The 16,163-nt window shown below is 63.8% G+C and carries 15 protein-coding genes; 7 read left to right on the forward strand and 8 right to left on the reverse strand.

Annotated features, from left to right (window positions below):
- Positions 1–89: 89 nt before the first annotated feature.
- A complete protein-coding gene (locus EJ076_RS24220; protein WP_126069519.1) occupies positions 90–1,076 on the forward strand; it encodes a Dyp-type peroxidase in 987 nt (328 codons plus the stop codon).
- A 31-nt stretch (positions 1,077–1,107) separates the two neighbouring features.
- Here EJ076_RS24220 and EJ076_RS24225 read toward each other — a convergent pair whose 3' ends face one another.
- From EJ076_RS24225 to EJ076_RS24235, 3 genes are all read right to left on the reverse strand, one after another.
- Positions 1,108–1,629, reverse strand: coding sequence for a hypothetical protein (locus EJ076_RS24225; protein WP_126069520.1), 522 nt, complete (start codon positions 1,627–1,629; stop codon positions 1,108–1,110).
- Between the two features lie 106 nt (positions 1,630–1,735).
- Complete coding sequence (locus EJ076_RS24230) at positions 1,736–2,293, reverse strand: hypothetical protein (protein WP_126069521.1); 558 nt, start codon at positions 2,291–2,293, stop codon at positions 1,736–1,738.
- Positions 2,294–3,712, reverse strand: coding sequence for an FAD-linked oxidase C-terminal domain-containing protein (locus EJ076_RS24235; protein ID WP_126069522.1), 1,419 nt, complete (start codon positions 3,710–3,712; stop codon positions 2,294–2,296).
- A 102-nt stretch (positions 3,713–3,814) separates the two neighbouring features.
- Between EJ076_RS24235 and EJ076_RS24240 the strand changes: the two genes are divergently transcribed.
- A complete protein-coding gene (locus EJ076_RS24240) occupies positions 3,815–4,294 on the forward strand; it encodes a thioesterase family protein (protein WP_126069523.1) in 480 nt (159 codons plus the stop codon).
- 225 nt (positions 4,295–4,519) lie between these two features.
- Positions 4,520–4,717 (forward strand): hypothetical protein, encoded by a 198-nt coding sequence (locus EJ076_RS24245; RefSeq protein ID WP_056582983.1) that lies wholly within the window; start codon positions 4,520–4,522, stop codon positions 4,715–4,717.
- A gap of 46 nt (positions 4,718–4,763) precedes the next feature.
- Here EJ076_RS24245 and EJ076_RS24250 read toward each other — a convergent pair whose 3' ends face one another.
- On the reverse strand, positions 4,764–5,243 hold the full coding sequence (locus tag EJ076_RS24250) for an Lrp/AsnC family transcriptional regulator (RefSeq protein WP_126069524.1): 480 nt from the start codon (positions 5,241–5,243) through the stop codon (positions 4,764–4,766).
- A gap of 113 nt (positions 5,244–5,356) precedes the next feature.
- On the opposite strand from EJ076_RS24250, the gene EJ076_RS24255 reads away from it, so the two are divergent.
- A complete protein-coding gene (locus EJ076_RS24255) occupies positions 5,357–6,241 on the forward strand; it encodes a DMT family transporter (protein ID WP_164548720.1) in 885 nt (294 codons plus the stop codon).
- Positions 6,242–6,249: 8 nt separating this feature from the next.
- Here EJ076_RS24255 and EJ076_RS24260 read toward each other — a convergent pair whose 3' ends face one another.
- Entirely contained in the window at positions 6,250–7,140 is an 891-nt protein-coding gene (locus EJ076_RS24260) for a dienelactone hydrolase family protein (protein ID WP_126069526.1), read from the reverse strand.
- A 445-nt stretch (positions 7,141–7,585) separates the two neighbouring features.
- On the opposite strand from EJ076_RS24260, the gene EJ076_RS24270 reads away from it, so the two are divergent.
- Positions 7,586–8,023 (forward strand): hypothetical protein, encoded by a 438-nt coding sequence (locus EJ076_RS24270; RefSeq protein ID WP_109668176.1) that lies wholly within the window; start codon positions 7,586–7,588, stop codon positions 8,021–8,023.
- A 21-nt stretch (positions 8,024–8,044) separates the two neighbouring features.
- Here the strand turns inward: EJ076_RS24270 and EJ076_RS24275 are convergent, their stop codons facing one another.
- Positions 8,045–10,363, reverse strand: coding sequence for a glucose/quinate/shikimate family membrane-bound PQQ-dependent dehydrogenase (locus EJ076_RS24275; protein ID WP_126069528.1), 2,319 nt, complete (start codon positions 10,361–10,363; stop codon positions 8,045–8,047).
- A 197-nt stretch (positions 10,364–10,560) separates the two neighbouring features.
- Here EJ076_RS24275 and EJ076_RS24280 point away from each other — a divergent pair, with 197 nt between their 5' ends.
- Together EJ076_RS24280 and EJ076_RS24285 are read left to right on the forward strand one after the other, a co-directional pair.
- Positions 10,561–11,388, forward strand: a complete 828-nt coding sequence (locus tag EJ076_RS24280) for a DUF2059 domain-containing protein (protein ID WP_126069529.1) — start codon at positions 10,561–10,563, stop codon at positions 11,386–11,388.
- 79 nt (positions 11,389–11,467) lie between these two features.
- On the forward strand, positions 11,468–14,137 hold the full coding sequence (locus EJ076_RS24285) for a UvrD-helicase domain-containing protein (protein WP_109668180.1): 2,670 nt from the start codon (positions 11,468–11,470) through the stop codon (positions 14,135–14,137).
- A 180-nt stretch (positions 14,138–14,317) separates the two neighbouring features.
- Here EJ076_RS24285 and EJ076_RS24290 read toward each other — a convergent pair whose 3' ends face one another.
- Together EJ076_RS24290 and EJ076_RS24295 are read right to left on the reverse strand one after the other, a co-directional pair.
- Positions 14,318–15,367, reverse strand: coding sequence for an ABC transporter permease (locus EJ076_RS24290; protein ID WP_126069530.1), 1,050 nt, complete (start codon positions 15,365–15,367; stop codon positions 14,318–14,320).
- Complete coding sequence (locus tag EJ076_RS24295; protein ID WP_109668185.1) at positions 15,364–16,161, reverse strand: ATP-binding cassette domain-containing protein; 798 nt, start codon at positions 16,159–16,161, stop codon at positions 15,364–15,366. The genes EJ076_RS24290 and EJ076_RS24295 overlap by 4 nt, the downstream gene beginning before the upstream one ends.
- Positions 16,162–16,163 lie beyond the last annotated feature (2 nt).

Consider the following 16,163-nt stretch of genomic DNA (forward strand, 5'->3'; position numbering starts at 1 on the left):
GCATCCGCGTGTCGATAAAGAGGCAATTCATCCAGTGTTGCGCGATCCCTGATGATCTGAAACAAATCCTCGCAAAGCGGAGAATTCGGATGTCTGGGAAGAACTGGGATCGCGTGCCGATCGATGCGCAAAGTATCGACGCTCCGCTGTCGCTTTCGGCGGTCTTTCTTGTCGTCACCGTCGCCAGCGAGCAGAGTGCGCTCGCAAAGGTCGCGTCGGTGCTCGGCGAACTCGACGACCTGGTCAAAAATGTCGGGTTCCGCGACCTTGGCGGCCGCCTGTCGTGCATCGCCAGCATCGGCCACGATCTCTGGGACCGTCTCAGTCTCGGCCGGCGGCCGCTGGAGCTAAAACCGTTCGCGCCGATCAAAGGCGCGGTCCATTCGGCGCCGTCGACGCCGGGCGACCTTCTCTTCCACATCCGCTCAGAACGCCCCGACATGTGCTTCGAGTTCGAGCGCATCCTGCTCGACAGGCTCGGTTCCGGCGTCACTGTTGTCGACGAAGTGACGGGCTTTCGCTATTTCGATGCCCGTGACCTACTCGGTTTTGTCGACGGCACCGCCAACCCGACCGGCCTCGATTTGCCCGCCTCGGCGCTCATCGGCGATGAAGATGCCGACTTCGCCGGCGGCAGCTATGTCGTCGTCCAGAAATATCTGCACGACATGCAGGCCTGGGCGCGCATTCCGACGCCCGAGCAGGAAGCGATCATCGGCCGCACCAAGATCGACAACATCGAAATCGACGATGACGACGCGCCACGCAAATCGCACAAGTCGCTGGCCACCATCGAGGATGCCGACGGCAACGAGTACGACATATTGCGCGACAACATGCCGTTCGGCAGGCCCGGACAGAACGAGTTCGGCACCTACTTCATCGGCTATTCCAGATATCTTTGGGTCACCGAAAAAATGCTGCAGCGCATGTATATCGGCGACCCGCCGGGCGCCTACGACCGGCTGCTCGATGTGTCGGTGCCGCAGACCGGCACAACATTCTTCGCGCCAACCCGCCCCATGCTGCAGGCCCTTGTCGAGGACGCGCAGAAGCAACTTCCCGCCGCGCGGTAAAGCGACGGCTGACGGCCTCTATCCGCGAGGATCAGCGCGCGTCACGCTTTGCTTGCGCCACCTTGCCCGCCTTGCGCTGCCGACCGAGTTCCGCCGGCCGGACCAGCTTCGGCGCTCGCTCGTTGGCCACGGCCCGCATGCCCTTGTGAGCCGTCCGCGAATTGTGCGCGGGACCATCCGCCGGCGCACTTTGCTTCATGGCCAGCGCCTTGCGTGCATTCCCGACCAGCGAAACCCGAGCCGCCAATTGGCGCCGCCGTTCGGCCTCGCCATTCAGCCGCCGCATCGCCATGGCCAGTGTCGCGAGCTTGACCTGCGAACCGCCATCGGCCTTTGATGGCGCGGCCCCCTTCGGCGCGCCCTTGCCGCGTATCTCGCGCCGGCGCCGGTGCGCTTCGCTCTGCGCCTTGTCGCGCCGCTCGCGCAGCAGCTTGACCAGACCGGCAAGGTCGGCGTCGGAAAGCTCCTGCACCGCGGGATGGTGCGATTTCTCCACCAATTCCGTCTCATCGGCGCTCAGCGCGCGCGCTTCTTCCTTGCGTGAAATGGCCATGACGGTCCTCCTCAGCTGGCGCGCCTGTCGGCTCCAGGCTTGCCGTCGGAGGAGCCTCGACCCTAATGGTGGCGCGGTCAAGACAAGCAGGGAATCCCCTGACGGATCAATTGCGTCGCCAAAGCCTGTCGAGAAAGTGGCCCGGTCTGACGTGCTGCGCTGGGCGACTGTGTCCAACAGTTTCCATGAGCACGGTCAAAACCGCTCCGTTGTGAAGGCTGGTCGAGAAACTCTCGGCAATGAACTCCAGCGTTGAATCATGGAACGCCACTATGAAATGCCGGTAGTCTAAAAACAGTTCAGGCGTATGGGATGAATGAACCCGATTGGCCTTTTCCAGGGAAGCGATCCACGACGAATTGCGGACTTCAAATGCCTCGTAGGCCCGCAAGCCCAACGGATAGAGACGATGGCCGCTGATGGCTTCATCGTTCGGCGGGCCGAACTGAAATGCCAGATAAGGATCTGCGGTCAAGACGGCGACGGATTGGTTGCCTGTTACCGATGAAACCGAGCGCGGATTCGTGCCATCGAAGGACGGATCCGGAGCATTGGCGATGTAGGCAACGACCAGCCTGCCTTCATCCGCAAACACATGGGGTAATGGCGCCCCGGCCGACGAGGGCGGCACCTCGATCGGCAGCAGGGTTTCGGCAGCCGACATCTAATGGCCCTCGCCCGGCAAGATCTTGCCCGGGTTCATGATGTTTTGCGGATCGAGCGCCTGCTTGATCGTGCGCATGATGTCGACGCCGTGGCCGAGTTCGTGGCGCAGGAAGCCGATCTTGCCTTGCCCGATGCCGTGCTCGCCGGTGCAGGTGCCGTCCATGGCGATCGCCCGCATGTTGAGCCGTGCGACGAACTTTTCCGACAGCGCGATTTCCTTGGGATCGTTGACATCCATCAGCACCAGCACGTGGAAATTGCCATCGCCGGCATGACCGACGATCGGCGCGATCAAGCCCATTTCGGCGATATCGGCCTCGGTTTCGGTGACGCATTCGGCAAAGCGCGAGATCGGCACGCAGACATCGGTCGACAGGCCCTTGGCGCCGGGCCGCAGCGTGAGCGACGACCAGTAGGCATCATGCCTGGCCTTCCATAGTTTCGTCCGTTCCTCGGCAACGCTGGTCCACAGGAACGGCCCGCCGCCATTTTCCTCGGCGATCATGCCGAAGGTCTCGGCCTGCTCTGCCACGCCGGCATCACTGCCGTGGAACTCGACGAACAGGCACGGGCTCTCGGGATAGTCGAGCTTCGAATAATTCTTCATCGCCCGCATCTGCAAAGCGTTGACCAGTTCGATGCGCGCCACCGGAATGCCCATCTGGATCGTCGCGATAACAGCGTTGCACGCCGCCTCGACGCTCGGAAACGGGCAGACGCCGCCGGAGATCGCCTGCGGGATGCCTTGCAGCTTCAAGGTCAGCGAGGTGATGATGCCGAGCGTGCCTTCCGAGCCGACCAGCAGCCGCGTCAAATCATAACCGGCCGAGCTTTTTTTCGCGCGCTTGCCGGTCGTCACCGTCTCGCCGTCGGCCATGACGGCCGTCAGCGACAGCACATTCTCGCGCATCGTGCCGTAACGCACCGCGTTGGTGCCGGACGCCCGTGTCGCCGCCATGCCGCCGAGCGACGCATTGGCGCCCGGATCGATCGGAAAGAACAGGCCGGTGTCGCGCAGATGCCGGTTCAAATCCTCGCGCGTCACACCGGGTTCGACCGTGCAGTCGAGATCCTGCGGATTGACCGCCAGAATGCGGTTCATGCGCGAGGTGTCGACCGATATGCCGCCGCCCGGTGCGTTGGTGTGGCCCTCCAGCGAGGAACCGACGCCGAAGGCGATCACCGGCACGTGATGCGCGGCGCAGGCCCGCACGATCTCCTGCACCTCGGCGGTCGTCTCGGGAAAGGCGACGCCGTCGGGCGCCTGCGTCGGAATATAGGTGGTGGTGTGCGCGTGCTGGGATCGGATAGCCTGGCCGGTCTGGAAGCGCTCGCCAAGCTGTTGCTTGAGGATGCCGAGCACCGCCGCGATGCCTTCCTCGTTACGTTCGACCGGGTTGAGGTCGCTCAGAGCCATGAATTCCTCCGCGAATGGACCAGCGTCCACGCTTGTTATGCGATTATGGATGCGTAGTCTCCGCAGCCACGCTCTGTCCAGCGCCACAACAAGGAAGTTTCGATGTCCATCCCCGCCCCCTTCGTCTCCCAACCCATGGACATCGAGAAAGACTGGATCGACTACAATGGCCATCTCAACATGGCCTACTACAACGTGCTGTTCGACCGCTGCTCGGACGAAGCCTTCGAGGCGATGGGCATGGGGCTGGATTACGTGAAGGAGCGGCGGCTCACGGTTTACACCGCCGAAGTCCATGTCTGCTACGTTCAGGAACTGCATCTGGATCACAAGGTCCGCATCTCCCTCCAGCTCATCGACCATGACGACAAGCGGCTGCGGACCTACCAGGAAATCCGCCATGTCGACGGCTGGCTCGCCGCCACCTCCGAGATCCTGTCCCTGCATGTCGACATGTCCGGACCGAAGGTCGCGCCCTTCCCCGCCGACGTGCTTGCCAAAGTCGAGGCCATGCGTGCCGCCCATTCGGCACTGCCGATGCCGGAGCGCGCCGGCCGTTCGATCGGGATCAAGCGCAAATAGGGCGACGATCGGACCTCAAAGCCACACCGGCAATCCAAAATCGCAAAACCCCTGAAATCGGCTGGCAGCAGTGCTTGAAGCGACTCGGCGCCCGCGTTAACCTTACCGAGGTTTTAACGGGAACAAGCCAATTGAGCCGTTGCGCGACTCAGCGGGTCGGTCGAAAACGATCCGCATCGAGGTAGCGACACGGGCGGCGGGGCGAAGCCGGTTCGAGGAACGTGCATGAAAACCGACATCAAGGTCGAGGTGGACAGGCTGGCCGCCGATCCGCGTATAACCGACTATGATTTCTGGCGTTCCCTCAAGAACGTCAACAACGAGATCTTCCACATCGCCAACAGCAACGAGCCGATCCCGTTCGACATGATCCGCTGGCGCGCCATCCTGAAGCAGGCGCGCATGAAGCGCGGCCACGCTTAAAACCCTGGAACCGACAATTCCCTTACATTAAGCTTGGCCCCTTACATCAAGCTTGGCGCTTGATGGCCCCCAGGGCCGAGCGCGCCACCACCGGCGACGATTGGATAATGGCCGTGTTGGTCATCGCGTAGGGAATGATCCGGTCGATCACCCGCTCGAGTTCGGCCACCGAGCCGACATGCGCCAGCGCGATGAAACAGTCCTCGCCAGTCACCCGGTCGCATTGCGCAATCTCTGGCAGCTCGCGGATGATTTCGGCCACGACCGCCAATTGCCCCGGTACCGGACGGATGCGCAGCCATGCCGACAGCGGCAGACCAAGTGCCGCCGGGCTGATCCTGACCGAATAGGCCTCGATGACGCCGCTTTCCTGCAGCCGCTTGATGCGTTCGGCCACGCTCGGCGCCGACAGGCCGACCGAGCGCGCAAGCTCCGCCGTGCTGATGCGCGCCTCCTTTTCCAGCAGGCGCAGGATCTTCATGTCCGCGGCATCGAGGTCGGCACTTTCAGTTCGAAGGCGTTTCATGGAAAATTCCTCGCTTCCGGGAGAAAGTCAGCCGAAAGAGCCAATCATCACCCATATAAACAGGCAGATCTGCCTGCGATACTGATCCGGTGGATGATCAAACGCAAGCTCTCGTGGCGACCCCTGCCCTCGGCAACTCCACCCTCGGCAGGCTGACGGAAAAACTGCCGCCACATGTCTGGTTCGGCGTCAGCGCCGTCTTCCACTATCTCGGGCCGGCCTTCGCCGTGCTGCTTTTCCCGCATGTCGGCGTGCTCGGCATGGCATGGCTGCGCATCGCCACCGCCGCGCTGATCTTCGCACCGCTGACCCGTCCATGGCGAGCCTTCGCCCGCGCCGATCGCTCGATGCGGCTGCTGTTGCTGGCCTTCGGCGCCTGCCTGGCGGTGATGAACTGTTCGTTCTACCTGGCGCTCGACCGGCTCCCGATCTCACTGGTGGCGGCGATCGAATTCGTCGGCACCATCGGCGTCGCGGTGATCGGTCTCAGGAGCCCGCGCAATCTCGCCGCCCTTGCCGTTGCCGTCACCGGCACCTTGCTGCTCATCGACGTCAGATGGTCCGATGATCCCATCGGGCTGTTCTGGGCCTTCCTCAACGGCGCACTGTTTGTCGGTTACATCGTGCTCGGCCACCGCGTCGCCGCTTCAGGCGCAGGCAGCGGCATCGCCAGCCTGGGTGCTGCCATGGCGATCGCCTTCATCGTCGTACTGCCGATCGGCTTCAGCGATGCGCTGCCCGCCTTTTTCTCGCCGCCGCTGCTGCTCGCCGCCATCGGCGTCGGCATCTGCTCCTCTGTCATTCCTTACATCTGCGACCAACTCGCCATGTCGCGGCTGCCGCGCGCGAGCTTCGCGCTGATGCTGTCGCTGCTGCCCGTCACCGCGACGCTGATCGGCGTCGTCGTGCTGCACCAGATTCCAAGTTTTACCGATTGCCTCGGCATTGCGCTGGTGGTCGCCGGCGTCGCCTTCCACAAGCCGGCGAACACGGACTAAACGAACGCCTATGCCAATTTCTGCTTGAGGAAGGCGATCGTGCGTCTCCAGGCGAGATCCGCCGCCTTCTTGTCGTAGCGCGCTGCCGAGGTGTCATTGTTGAAGGCGTGGTTGGCGCCTTCATAGACATAGACCGTGTATTCGACATGCGCCGCGTCGAGCTCCTTCTTGAAGGCGTCGATGCCGGCATTGGTGCGCTCATCCAGCCCGGCATAGTGCAGCAGCAATGCGGCCTTGATCTTCGACACATCGGCGGCCTTCGGCTGCATGCCGTAGTAGGCGACGGAGGCGCTGAGATCGGGCGCGTTGACGGCCAACATGTTTGCCGTACCACCGCCCCAGCAGAAGCCGATGGCTCCGACCTTGCCGTTGCCGTCCTTGTCGGCCTTGAGGTACGCGACGGTCGCTATACCGTCGGCGATGGTCTGCGCCGTATCGAGCTTGGCGAACATGTCGCGCGCCTTGTCTTCATCGGCTGGCGTACCGCCGAGCGGCGACAGGAAATCGGGGGCCAGCGCCACGAACCCTTCCAGCGCAACGCGACGCGTCACATCGCGGATATGCGGGTTGAGCCCCCTGTTCTCGTGGATGACGATGACCGTGCCGAGCTTGCCCGCCTGGTCCGCCGGCTTGACCAGATAGCCCTTCATCTCGCCGCCGCTGCCGGGATAGCTGATATCCTCGCCCTTCACCCGCGGATCGTTGTCGGCGACAACAGCCGCTTGCGCGGAATTCGCCGCCAGCAGCGGCGCGATCGCGGCTGCCGCCGCACCCGACCCGGCAAGCCGGGTCAGTTGCTCCATGAAGCGGCGGCGATCGAGCGTCAGATGCGTATATTCGTCATAGGCATCGATCATCGCCTGGGTAATGGCAGGCGTCTGGCCAGCTGATTTCGTCATTGCGCACTCCTCGGCTTCGAGCTTCGATACCTGAGCTACATAGAGACCCAGCCGCCATGATCCAGTCGAGCATTGTCACGGCCGTGGATCGCCTCGTGGCGTTTCCACAGGCGGCCACGCCGGCCCGGCAAAGCCGGCGCCACAGGCGCCCGTGTCATCACTTTTTAGTCATCCGCGACAAATCCTGCTGGCGCTGCCACAATAGTGAGGGAAGCTGCCGGCTATCGATGGCGCCTTGGACCAGGTGCCTTCACGTCTCGACCCAGAAGGAGCGATGCCGATGACCATGCCTTCCCCGATCCTCGCCAGCGCGGTCGTCCTTGCCGTGGCCGCCGCTTTGGCCCTACGCTCGATGGTTGTGAATGCAGGCAGACGATCGTTGATCAGTGTCCGCAGTGAGCAGAACCGCCGTGCAAACACGAAGACCCAGGGTTGAGGTGAGACCATGAACGTCCAGGACATCGTCAACACCGTCTCGCAGAAAGCGGGCCTCGACCAGGCGACGACGGAGAAAGTCGTCGGCACCATTTTCTCGGTGCTTGAGCATGAAGCTGAAGGCACCAGCGCCTCGGCTTTCTTCGCCAAGATCCCCGGCGCCGACGATCTCGCCCACCAATATGATGTCATGGCCGCCGCTCCGGCCGGCGGCGGTGGCGGCTTCCTGTCATCGCTGCAGGGCGCGCTCGGCGGCGTTCTCGGCGAGAAGGCCGGCGCACTGATCAACGGCCTCGCCGCACTCAAGGCATCCGGCCTCGACATGGCTCAGATCCAGAAGGCCGGCGAAACGCTGGTCCAGCAGGCCGAAGCCGCCGCCGGCCCCGAGCTGACCAACGAAGTGCTCGGCTCGGTGCCCAGCCTGAAGAGCCATCTGGGGCTTGGCTAGGACGGCACGGCCAGTCCGCCCCTACTTCGGCAGCGCGTAGGCCATCACATAATCCCCCGGCTTGGTGCCGACCGAACCATGGCCACCGGCGACGATGACCACGAACTGGCGTCCGTCGGCGACCGTATAGGTCATCGGCGTCGATTGCCCGCCGGCCGGCAGCCGCGCCTGCCACAGCTGCTTGCCTGATGTCAGCTCATAGGCGCGCAGATAGTCGTCGACCGCCGCACCCAGGAAGGCGACACCGCCGGCGGTGATCATCGGCCCACCGATGCCCGGCACCCCGACCTTCAGCGGCAGCGGCAATGGCGTCATGTCGTAGACGGTGCCGTTGCGGTGCTTGTAGGCGATCTTGCCGGTTCTGAGATCAGCACCGGCGACATAGCCCCAGGGCGGCGCCTGGCAAGGCACACCGAGCGGCGACAGGAACGGTCCCATCACCACGGCATAGGGAGCGCCTTCGTTGCGGTTGAGCCCCTGCTCGCTGCCCTTGGTGTCGTCGCCGGGCGGCGGCACGTCCGCGCGCGGCACAAGTCTCGACGTGAAGGCCAGATAGGTCGGCATGCCGAACAGCGCCTGCCGTACCGGATCGACCGCCACGCCACCCCAGTTGAAGACACCGAAATTGCCGGGATAGATCAGCGACCCCTGCACCGAGGGCGGCGTGTAGCGGCCTTCATAGCGCAGCTTGTGGAAAGCGATCCGGCACGCCAGCTGATCGAACATGGTGATGCCCCACATGTCGGCATCGGTCAGCGGCTTCGGATTGAAGGAGAGGTCGGACGAAGGCTGCGTCGGCGATGTATGGTCGCCCTCGATGGCGCCACCAGGCGCCGGCACTTCGTTGACCGCAATGACCGGCTCGCCGGTGCGCCGGTCGAGCACATAGAGGTCGCCCTGCTTGGTCGGCCCGACCAGCGCCGGCACCACGGTGCCGTCGGGTTTGGTGATGTCGATCAGGCTCGGCTGCGCCGGCACGTCCATGTCCCAGAGGTCATGGTGCACGGTCTGCCGCACCCAGCGCAATTGCCCGGTGTTGAGGTCGAGCGCGGTGATCGACGACGAGAACTTCTCGACATTGGCGCTGCGCCCCGCGCCGAGTTGATCCGGCGTCTGGTTGCCGAGCGGCACATAGAGCAGGCCGAGCTTCTCGTCGGCGCTCGGCGTCGACCACATGTTGGGTGAGTTGGCGGTATAGGTCTGGCCGGCCGCCAACGGCGTCGTCTGGTCCGGATTGCCGGAATCCCAGTTCCATAGCAGCTTGCCGGTGCCGACATCGTAGGCGCGGATGACGCCCGACGGCTCCTGCGTCGAATAATTGTCGTTGACCGCGCCGCCGACGATGATCTTGCCGCCTGATATCAGCGGCGCAGAAGTCGAGTAATAATAGCCAGACTTCGGATAGGGCATGTTGGTCAGAAGGTTCAGCGTGCCGCCTTCTGCGAAAGCCGGACAGACCTGCCCGTTGGCGGCGTCGAGCGCGATCAGCCGCGCATCCGAGGTCGGCAGGTAGACGCGGGCAGCACAGGGCTGGCCGGCGGCGATGGCCGCATCGGCATAATAGGACACGCCGCGACAGGTCTGGTGCTGGCGGTCCTTGTCGAGCTTGATCTTGGGATCGTAGCGCCATTTCTCCTTGCCGCTCGCCGCGTCGATGGCGATGGCGAAATTGTGCGGCGTGCAGATGTAGAGCGTGTCGCCGATCTTCAGCGGCGTCACCTGATAGGTGGTCTCGCCGATGTCGTCCGGTCCCTTCACGTCGCCGGTGCGGTAGGTCCACGCCGGCTGCAGCTTGGCGACATTGTCCGGCGTGATCTGGTCGAGCGGCGAATAGCGCTGGCCGAACTGCGTGCGGCCATAATAGTGCCACTCGCCGGCCGGCACGTCGTTACCGAGGTTGGCGTTGGGGATCACCTTGTCGGTGTCGAGTTCTCCAGCGATGTCCTTCGGATCTGCTGTCATCGAATAACCGGCAACGGCAAGCGATGCCAGCACGGCAAGGATGAGCGGCGCGCGCGCATCAGGGCCGGCAAGGCCCCGCCTCGCCCACGGTGTCAGCAGCCACAGCGCCACCAGCACGATGATGCCGCCGCGCGGCCCGAGTTCCCACCAGTCGAAGCCGGTTTCCCAGACCGCCCAGGCCAGCGTGCCAAGCACGATCGCCGCGTAGAGCCACAGGGCGGTCGATCTGCGCCGGTAGAGCAGCCAGGCGGCAATCAGGAAGGCGAAACCGACGATGATGTAATACCAGCTGCCGCCCAGCATCGCGAGACGGATACCACCGCCGCCGAGCGCCAGACCGATGAGCAAGAGAATGAGGGAGGTGATGGTGACAGCCAAGATGATACTCCTTCGACTGTTGCGCGCTCGCACGCGCGGCCATGGGCAACCGGCGTTACCTTCCTGCCCTGGACACAACTTTCTCCTGCCCGCCGCGCCTGTCAAGTTGGCCGCACGCCAAGGTGGCAATCGATCTTGCCTGCATCAGGGTTTTCCAGCAGTCTGCGTCGGATCATCTCGCCTCTGGAGCAAGCAAAATGACGTCATTCGTTCCGCCGCTGACGCGATTGGTGCTTGCGCTCTGCTGCCTTGTCTCTCTCTCCGTGGCCGCGCCGGCACAGACGCTTCATGAGATCAACAAGGCGAACGGCTTTCACCAGATGCTGATGGCTATCGGCCCGGGTTTCAGCGCAGCCGTGAAATCGGCGCCGGAAACGCCGCCGCAAAAGGTCCAGGACGCGTTGGCAGCGGCCATGGAAGGTGCGTTTGACGCAACCAAGATGGAGGCGGCCATCGAATCGCGAATGGCCGACAAGCTGACCGCCAAGGATCTGTCCGAGCTGAGCTCTTTCTACGCTTCGCCGCTGGGCAAACAGGTGACGACGCTGGAAATCCAGGCTTCCACCCCGGAAGAAAGGCAACGCAAGATGATCGAAGGCCCCAGAATCCTCGGTGAACTTCCGGCCAGGGATCCGGCCCGGCTCGACCTCTACAAGAAGATCGTGGACGATCTCAGCGCCGTCGACACTGGCGAAGCCGTCGCCTTGAACATGGGCTATGCGATGCTGTCCGAAATGCTGGGAGCGGCCGGAAAAGCCCTGCCCGACGACCAGATCATGGCCTTGCTGCGTCAGCGGTCCGAAGGGCTTCGCCGAGACATCGAAAAGGATGTCATGGACTCCGTAGCCTACATTTACCGGGATCTGCCGCTTGACGATCTCAGACGTTACGAGGCTTTCCTGGCGTCACCCGCCGGCAGCCGCTATTACGACCACATGCAGGTCGCCCTCGGCGCGGTGATGACCGACGAGGCGCGCTCGTTTGGACATCGGTTTTTCGTCGCCCTCGGCTACCGCAAGGCCTGAACGGCGATATCAGGCACTTTACCGGAACAAAACGTAGACACTTCTGGTCTTTCGCTCCCGAATCACTACATTCGGGGCAATGTCCGGCTTTTCCGAAGACATGCCCTTTTTCGACGAACCCAATGCGCGGCCCACGGCCCCGTCGGGCATTGCCGCGCGCGCCATGGCTGCCCGCAGCGGCCACAACAGCGCGCCCGACTATCTCAAGGGGCTGAACCCGGAGCAGCGGCTAGCTGTTGAAACAACGGAAGGTCCGGTCCTGGTGCTGGCCGGCGCCGGCACCGGCAAGACCCGCGTCTTGACCACCCGCATCGCCCACATCCTCGCCACCGGCAAGGCGTTCCCGTCGCAGATCCTTGCGGTGACCTTCACCAACAAGGCCGCGCGCGAGATGAAGATCCGCATCGGCGTCCTGATCGGCGAAGGCAATGTCGAGGGCATGCCCTGGCTCGGCACCTTCCACTCGATTGGCGTCAAGCTGCTGCGCCGCCACGCAGAACTTGCCGGCTTGAGATCCGACTTCACCATCCTCGACACCGACGACGTCGTGCGGCTGATCAAGCAGTTGATCCAGGCCGAAGGTCTCGACGACAAGCGCTGGCCGGCCAAGCAGTTCGCCCAGATGATCGACGGCTGGAAGAACAAGGGGCAAGGTCCCGCCGACATCGCCGAGGGCGACGCGCGCGCCTTCGCCAACGGCAAGGGCCGCGAACTCTACAAGGCCTATCAGGAGCGGCTGAAGACGCTGAACGCCTGCGACTTCGGCGACCTTCTGTGCCACCCGATCCGCATCTTCCGCGCCAATCCGGACGTGCTGAAGGAATACCACAAGCGCTTCAAATACATCCTCGTCGACGAGTACCAGGACACCAACACCGCCCAGTACATGTGGCTGCGGTTGCTGGCGCAGCGGCCGGATGCAGGGCGCGCGTCAACGTCGACGGATCTGCGATCGGCCGAAGGCCGCAAGCCCGACCGGGCGTCGGCCGGCCAAGCCGCCCCCGCGGAGGCCAGCGAGCGAAGCGAGCGCGCGGCCGTGAGCGACAACAAAGTAAACATATGCTGCGTCGGCGACGACGATCAGTCCATCTATGGCTGGCGCGGTGCCGAGATCGACAACATCCTGCGCTTCGACAAGGATTTTCCGGGCGCCACCATCATAAGGCTGGAGCGCAACTACCGCTCGACCGCGCACATCCTTGGCGCTGCCTCCCACCTCATCGCCCACAATGAGGGCCGTTTCGGCAAAACGCTGTTCACCGACCGCGACGAGCCGGAGGACGGCAAGGTGCATGTCCATGCCGCCTGGGATTCCGAGGAAGAAGCCCGCGCCGTCGGCGAAACCATCGAGACCTACCAGCGGCAAAAGCACAATCTCAACGACATGGCGATCCTTGTCCGCGCCTCCTTCCAGATGCGCGAATTCGAAGACCGCTTCGTCACGCTCGGCCTCAATTACCGCGTCATCGGCGGCCCGCGCTTCTACGAGCGCATGGAGATCCGCGATGCGCTCGCTTTCTTCCGCGTCGTCGCGCAAGGCGCCGACGACCTCGCTTTTGAGCGCATCGTCAACGTGCCCAAGCGCGGCCTGGGTGAAGCCACCATCCGCCAGATCCACGACACGGCCCGTGCGCTCCGCATCCCGATGCTGGAAGCCGCCGCCAAGCTGGCCGAAAGCGACGAGTTGAAGCCGAAGCCGCGCGCGGCATTGCGCGAGGTGGCGGCCAATTTCGAGCGTTGGCAAAAGGCCCTGGAAACCACCCCGCACACCGAACTCGCCGAGACCATTCTCGAGGAGAGCGGCTACACCGACATGTGGAAGAACGACCGCTCGGTCGAAGCCCCAGGCCGGCTTGAGAACCTGAAAGAGCTGATCCGCTCGATGGAGGAGTACGAATCGCTGCGCTCCTTCCTCGAGCATGTAGCACTCGTCATGGACGCCGAGCAGAATGCCGGGCTCGACGCCGTCAGCATCATGACGTTGCATTCGGCAAAAGGCCTCGAATTCGAGACCGTCTTCCTGCCCGGCTGGGAGGAAGGTCTGTTTCCGCATCAGCGCGCGCTCGATGAAGGCGGCCGCTCAGGGCTGGAGGAAGAGCGGCGGCTCGCCTATGTCGGCCTGACCCGCGCCAAGAAGAACCTGCATCTGTGGTTCGTCTCCAACCGCCGCATCCACGGCCTGTGGCAGTCGACCATCCCATCGCGCTTTCTCGACGAACTGCCGGAAGCCCATGTCGAGGTCGCCGAAAGCGGCAACTCCTATGGCGGCTACGGCAATTCCTATGGCGGCGGTTCTTTTGCCTCCGGCCGCGGCGGCCAGGGCGCAGGACGGCAGAATCCCTACGGCGCCTCGCGCTTCGACAATGTCGGCGCCGACACCGAAAAATCCGGCGCCTTCTCCAACACCTACGCGACACCAGGCTGGCAGCGCGCGCAGGCCAACCGCACCGAGGCCACCGACCGCAACTGGGGCTCGCGCTCCGGCCATCAGGTCGAGCGCATCGGCTATGGCGAGACGGATAGCGGCTACGGCGCCGGCCGCACCTCGGTCAAGGGCCGCACCATCGACGGCGAACTGGTTGCCAAATCCGTCGCCGACAAGCCGTCAGCCTTCAACGTCGGCGACCGCGTCTTCCACCAGAAATTCGGCAACGGCAACATATCAGCCATCGAAGGCAACAAGCTGACCATCGACTTCGACAAGGCCGGCCAGAAACGCGTGCTGGACGGGTTCGTCGCGGCGGTGTGAAGCCCACTTGCCTCGTAGTCCCACAAGCGAACCGCCTTGTGTATGCGTCTCTGGCGGAAGCCTCCCCGCCTTCGTCATCCACGGGCGGAGCAGGAGCGAAGCGACGTCGCGGAGACCCGTGGATGGCGAAGCGATGGACGTTTGCGTCAAGGCATGCGGTCCGCCAACGAAACAGCCCCCTCACCGATACCTTGCCTGGTTCCACTTATGGCCGAGCAGCGACAGGATGATGATCAGCCCGTTGAAGAACTGGACGTAGAAGCCGCTCAGGCCGGCCGCGACGACGCCGGTCTGGATGAAGGACACGGTGACCGCGCCGATGGCGCCGCCGACCACGGTGCCGATGCCGCCCCAGGTGGGCGTGCCGCCGACGAACACCGAGGCCAGCACCGGCAGGAGATAGCCGTCGCCGGCGGTCGGCCACCAGGTGAAGTTGATCATCACCGAGAAGGTGCCGGCGATCGCCGCCCCGATGCCGACGAAGACGAACACTTTCACCCGCACGCGCTTGACGTCGATGCCCATCTGCTGGGCGCTGTCGGGGTTGTCGCCTACCACCCTGACCTGCGCACCGAAGCGGTGGCGGTTGTAGAGCATCGCCGACAGCACGACGAAGCCGATGGCCCAGAAGATCTGCACCGGGATGCCCCACACCTGGCTGGAGAAGATCTTGTAGGCCCAGCTGTCGGCAAGGCCGGTCAGCGCCATCGACTTGCCTTCATTGATGATCTGGATCAGACCGCGCAGCAGGAAATTCATGCCGAGCGTCGCGATCAGCGACGACAGCCCGCCATAGACGACCAGCGAGCCAACGAGGAAGCCGAGCAGCATGCCGGTGATCAGCGCCGCGACGATGCCGAGGAATGGATCGTAGCCGGCCTGCACGACCAGCGCGAAGACCCATGAGGCAAAACCCATCGTTGCCGGAAACGACAGGTCGATCTCGCCGCAGGTGACGACGAAGACCAGCGGCACCACCACGAACAGCGCCACCGGCAACGTCGTCAGCACCGAGCGGTAGAGATACCAGGTGGTGAAGACGGTCGGGTTGGCGACCATGAACACCGCCATCATGACGATGAACACGCCGAGCGTGCCGAGTGAAGCGCGGTTGTCGAGAATGAAGCCGCGCATCCAGTGATCGGATGGGTGCTTCCACTCCTTCGGGGAACTGGGGCGGGGGATGCCGGCGGACGGCTCGCGCAGATCGGGCTCCATGGTCTTGCTCATCGTGCTCTCTGCTCCGCGTCGCCTGCATCGTGCAGTCCGGCCAACCCGCCCGGATGCGCGACCTCTTCCATGAAATTGATGAGTTCTTCCGCCGTTTTGACCTGGCTGCGGTCGGTCGTCAGCGCCACCTTGCCACGGTCCAGCACCACGAAGCGGTCGGCGATATCGAAGACATGATGGATGTTGTGGCCGATGAACAGGATCGAGCGGCCGCTCGCCCGCACCTGGCGCACGAAGTGGAAGACCTTGGCGGTTTCGGTCAGCGACAGCGCCGTCGTCGGCTCGTCGAGGACGATCAGCTCCGCCTGCTTGTAGATGGCGCGGGCGATCGCCACACCCTGGCGTTCGCCGCCCGACAGCTGGCCGACGATCGACTGCGGCGTGAACACTTTCGAGGTGAAGCCGATCTCGCGCATCAGCCGGCTCGCCTCCTCGATCTCCTTGTTGACCTTGATCCAGCCCAGAAAGCCGGTGAGCTCGCGGCCCATGAAGATGTTGCGCACGATCGTCTGCTGCACGGCCAACGCCCGGTCCTGGAACACCGTCTCGATGCCGGCCTCGCGCGAGCGCGCCGCGCTCCACCCGGTCACCGCCTTGCCGCGCACGAGGATCTCGCCGCTGGTCGGCTTGACCACGCCAGACAGGATCTTGATCAGGGTCGACTTGCCGGCGCCATTGTCGCCGATCAGGCCGACCACCTCGCCGCGGTCGACGCTGAGATTGACCCCGCCCAGTGCATAAACCTGGCCATAGGATTTGCTGATGTCGCGCAGTTCGATAAGGCGTTCGGCCATCG

The organism is Mesorhizobium sp. M7D.F.Ca.US.005.01.1.1, assembly GCF_003952545.1.
GTDB classification, from domain to species: domain Bacteria; phylum Pseudomonadota; class Alphaproteobacteria; order Rhizobiales; family Rhizobiaceae; genus Mesorhizobium; species Mesorhizobium loti.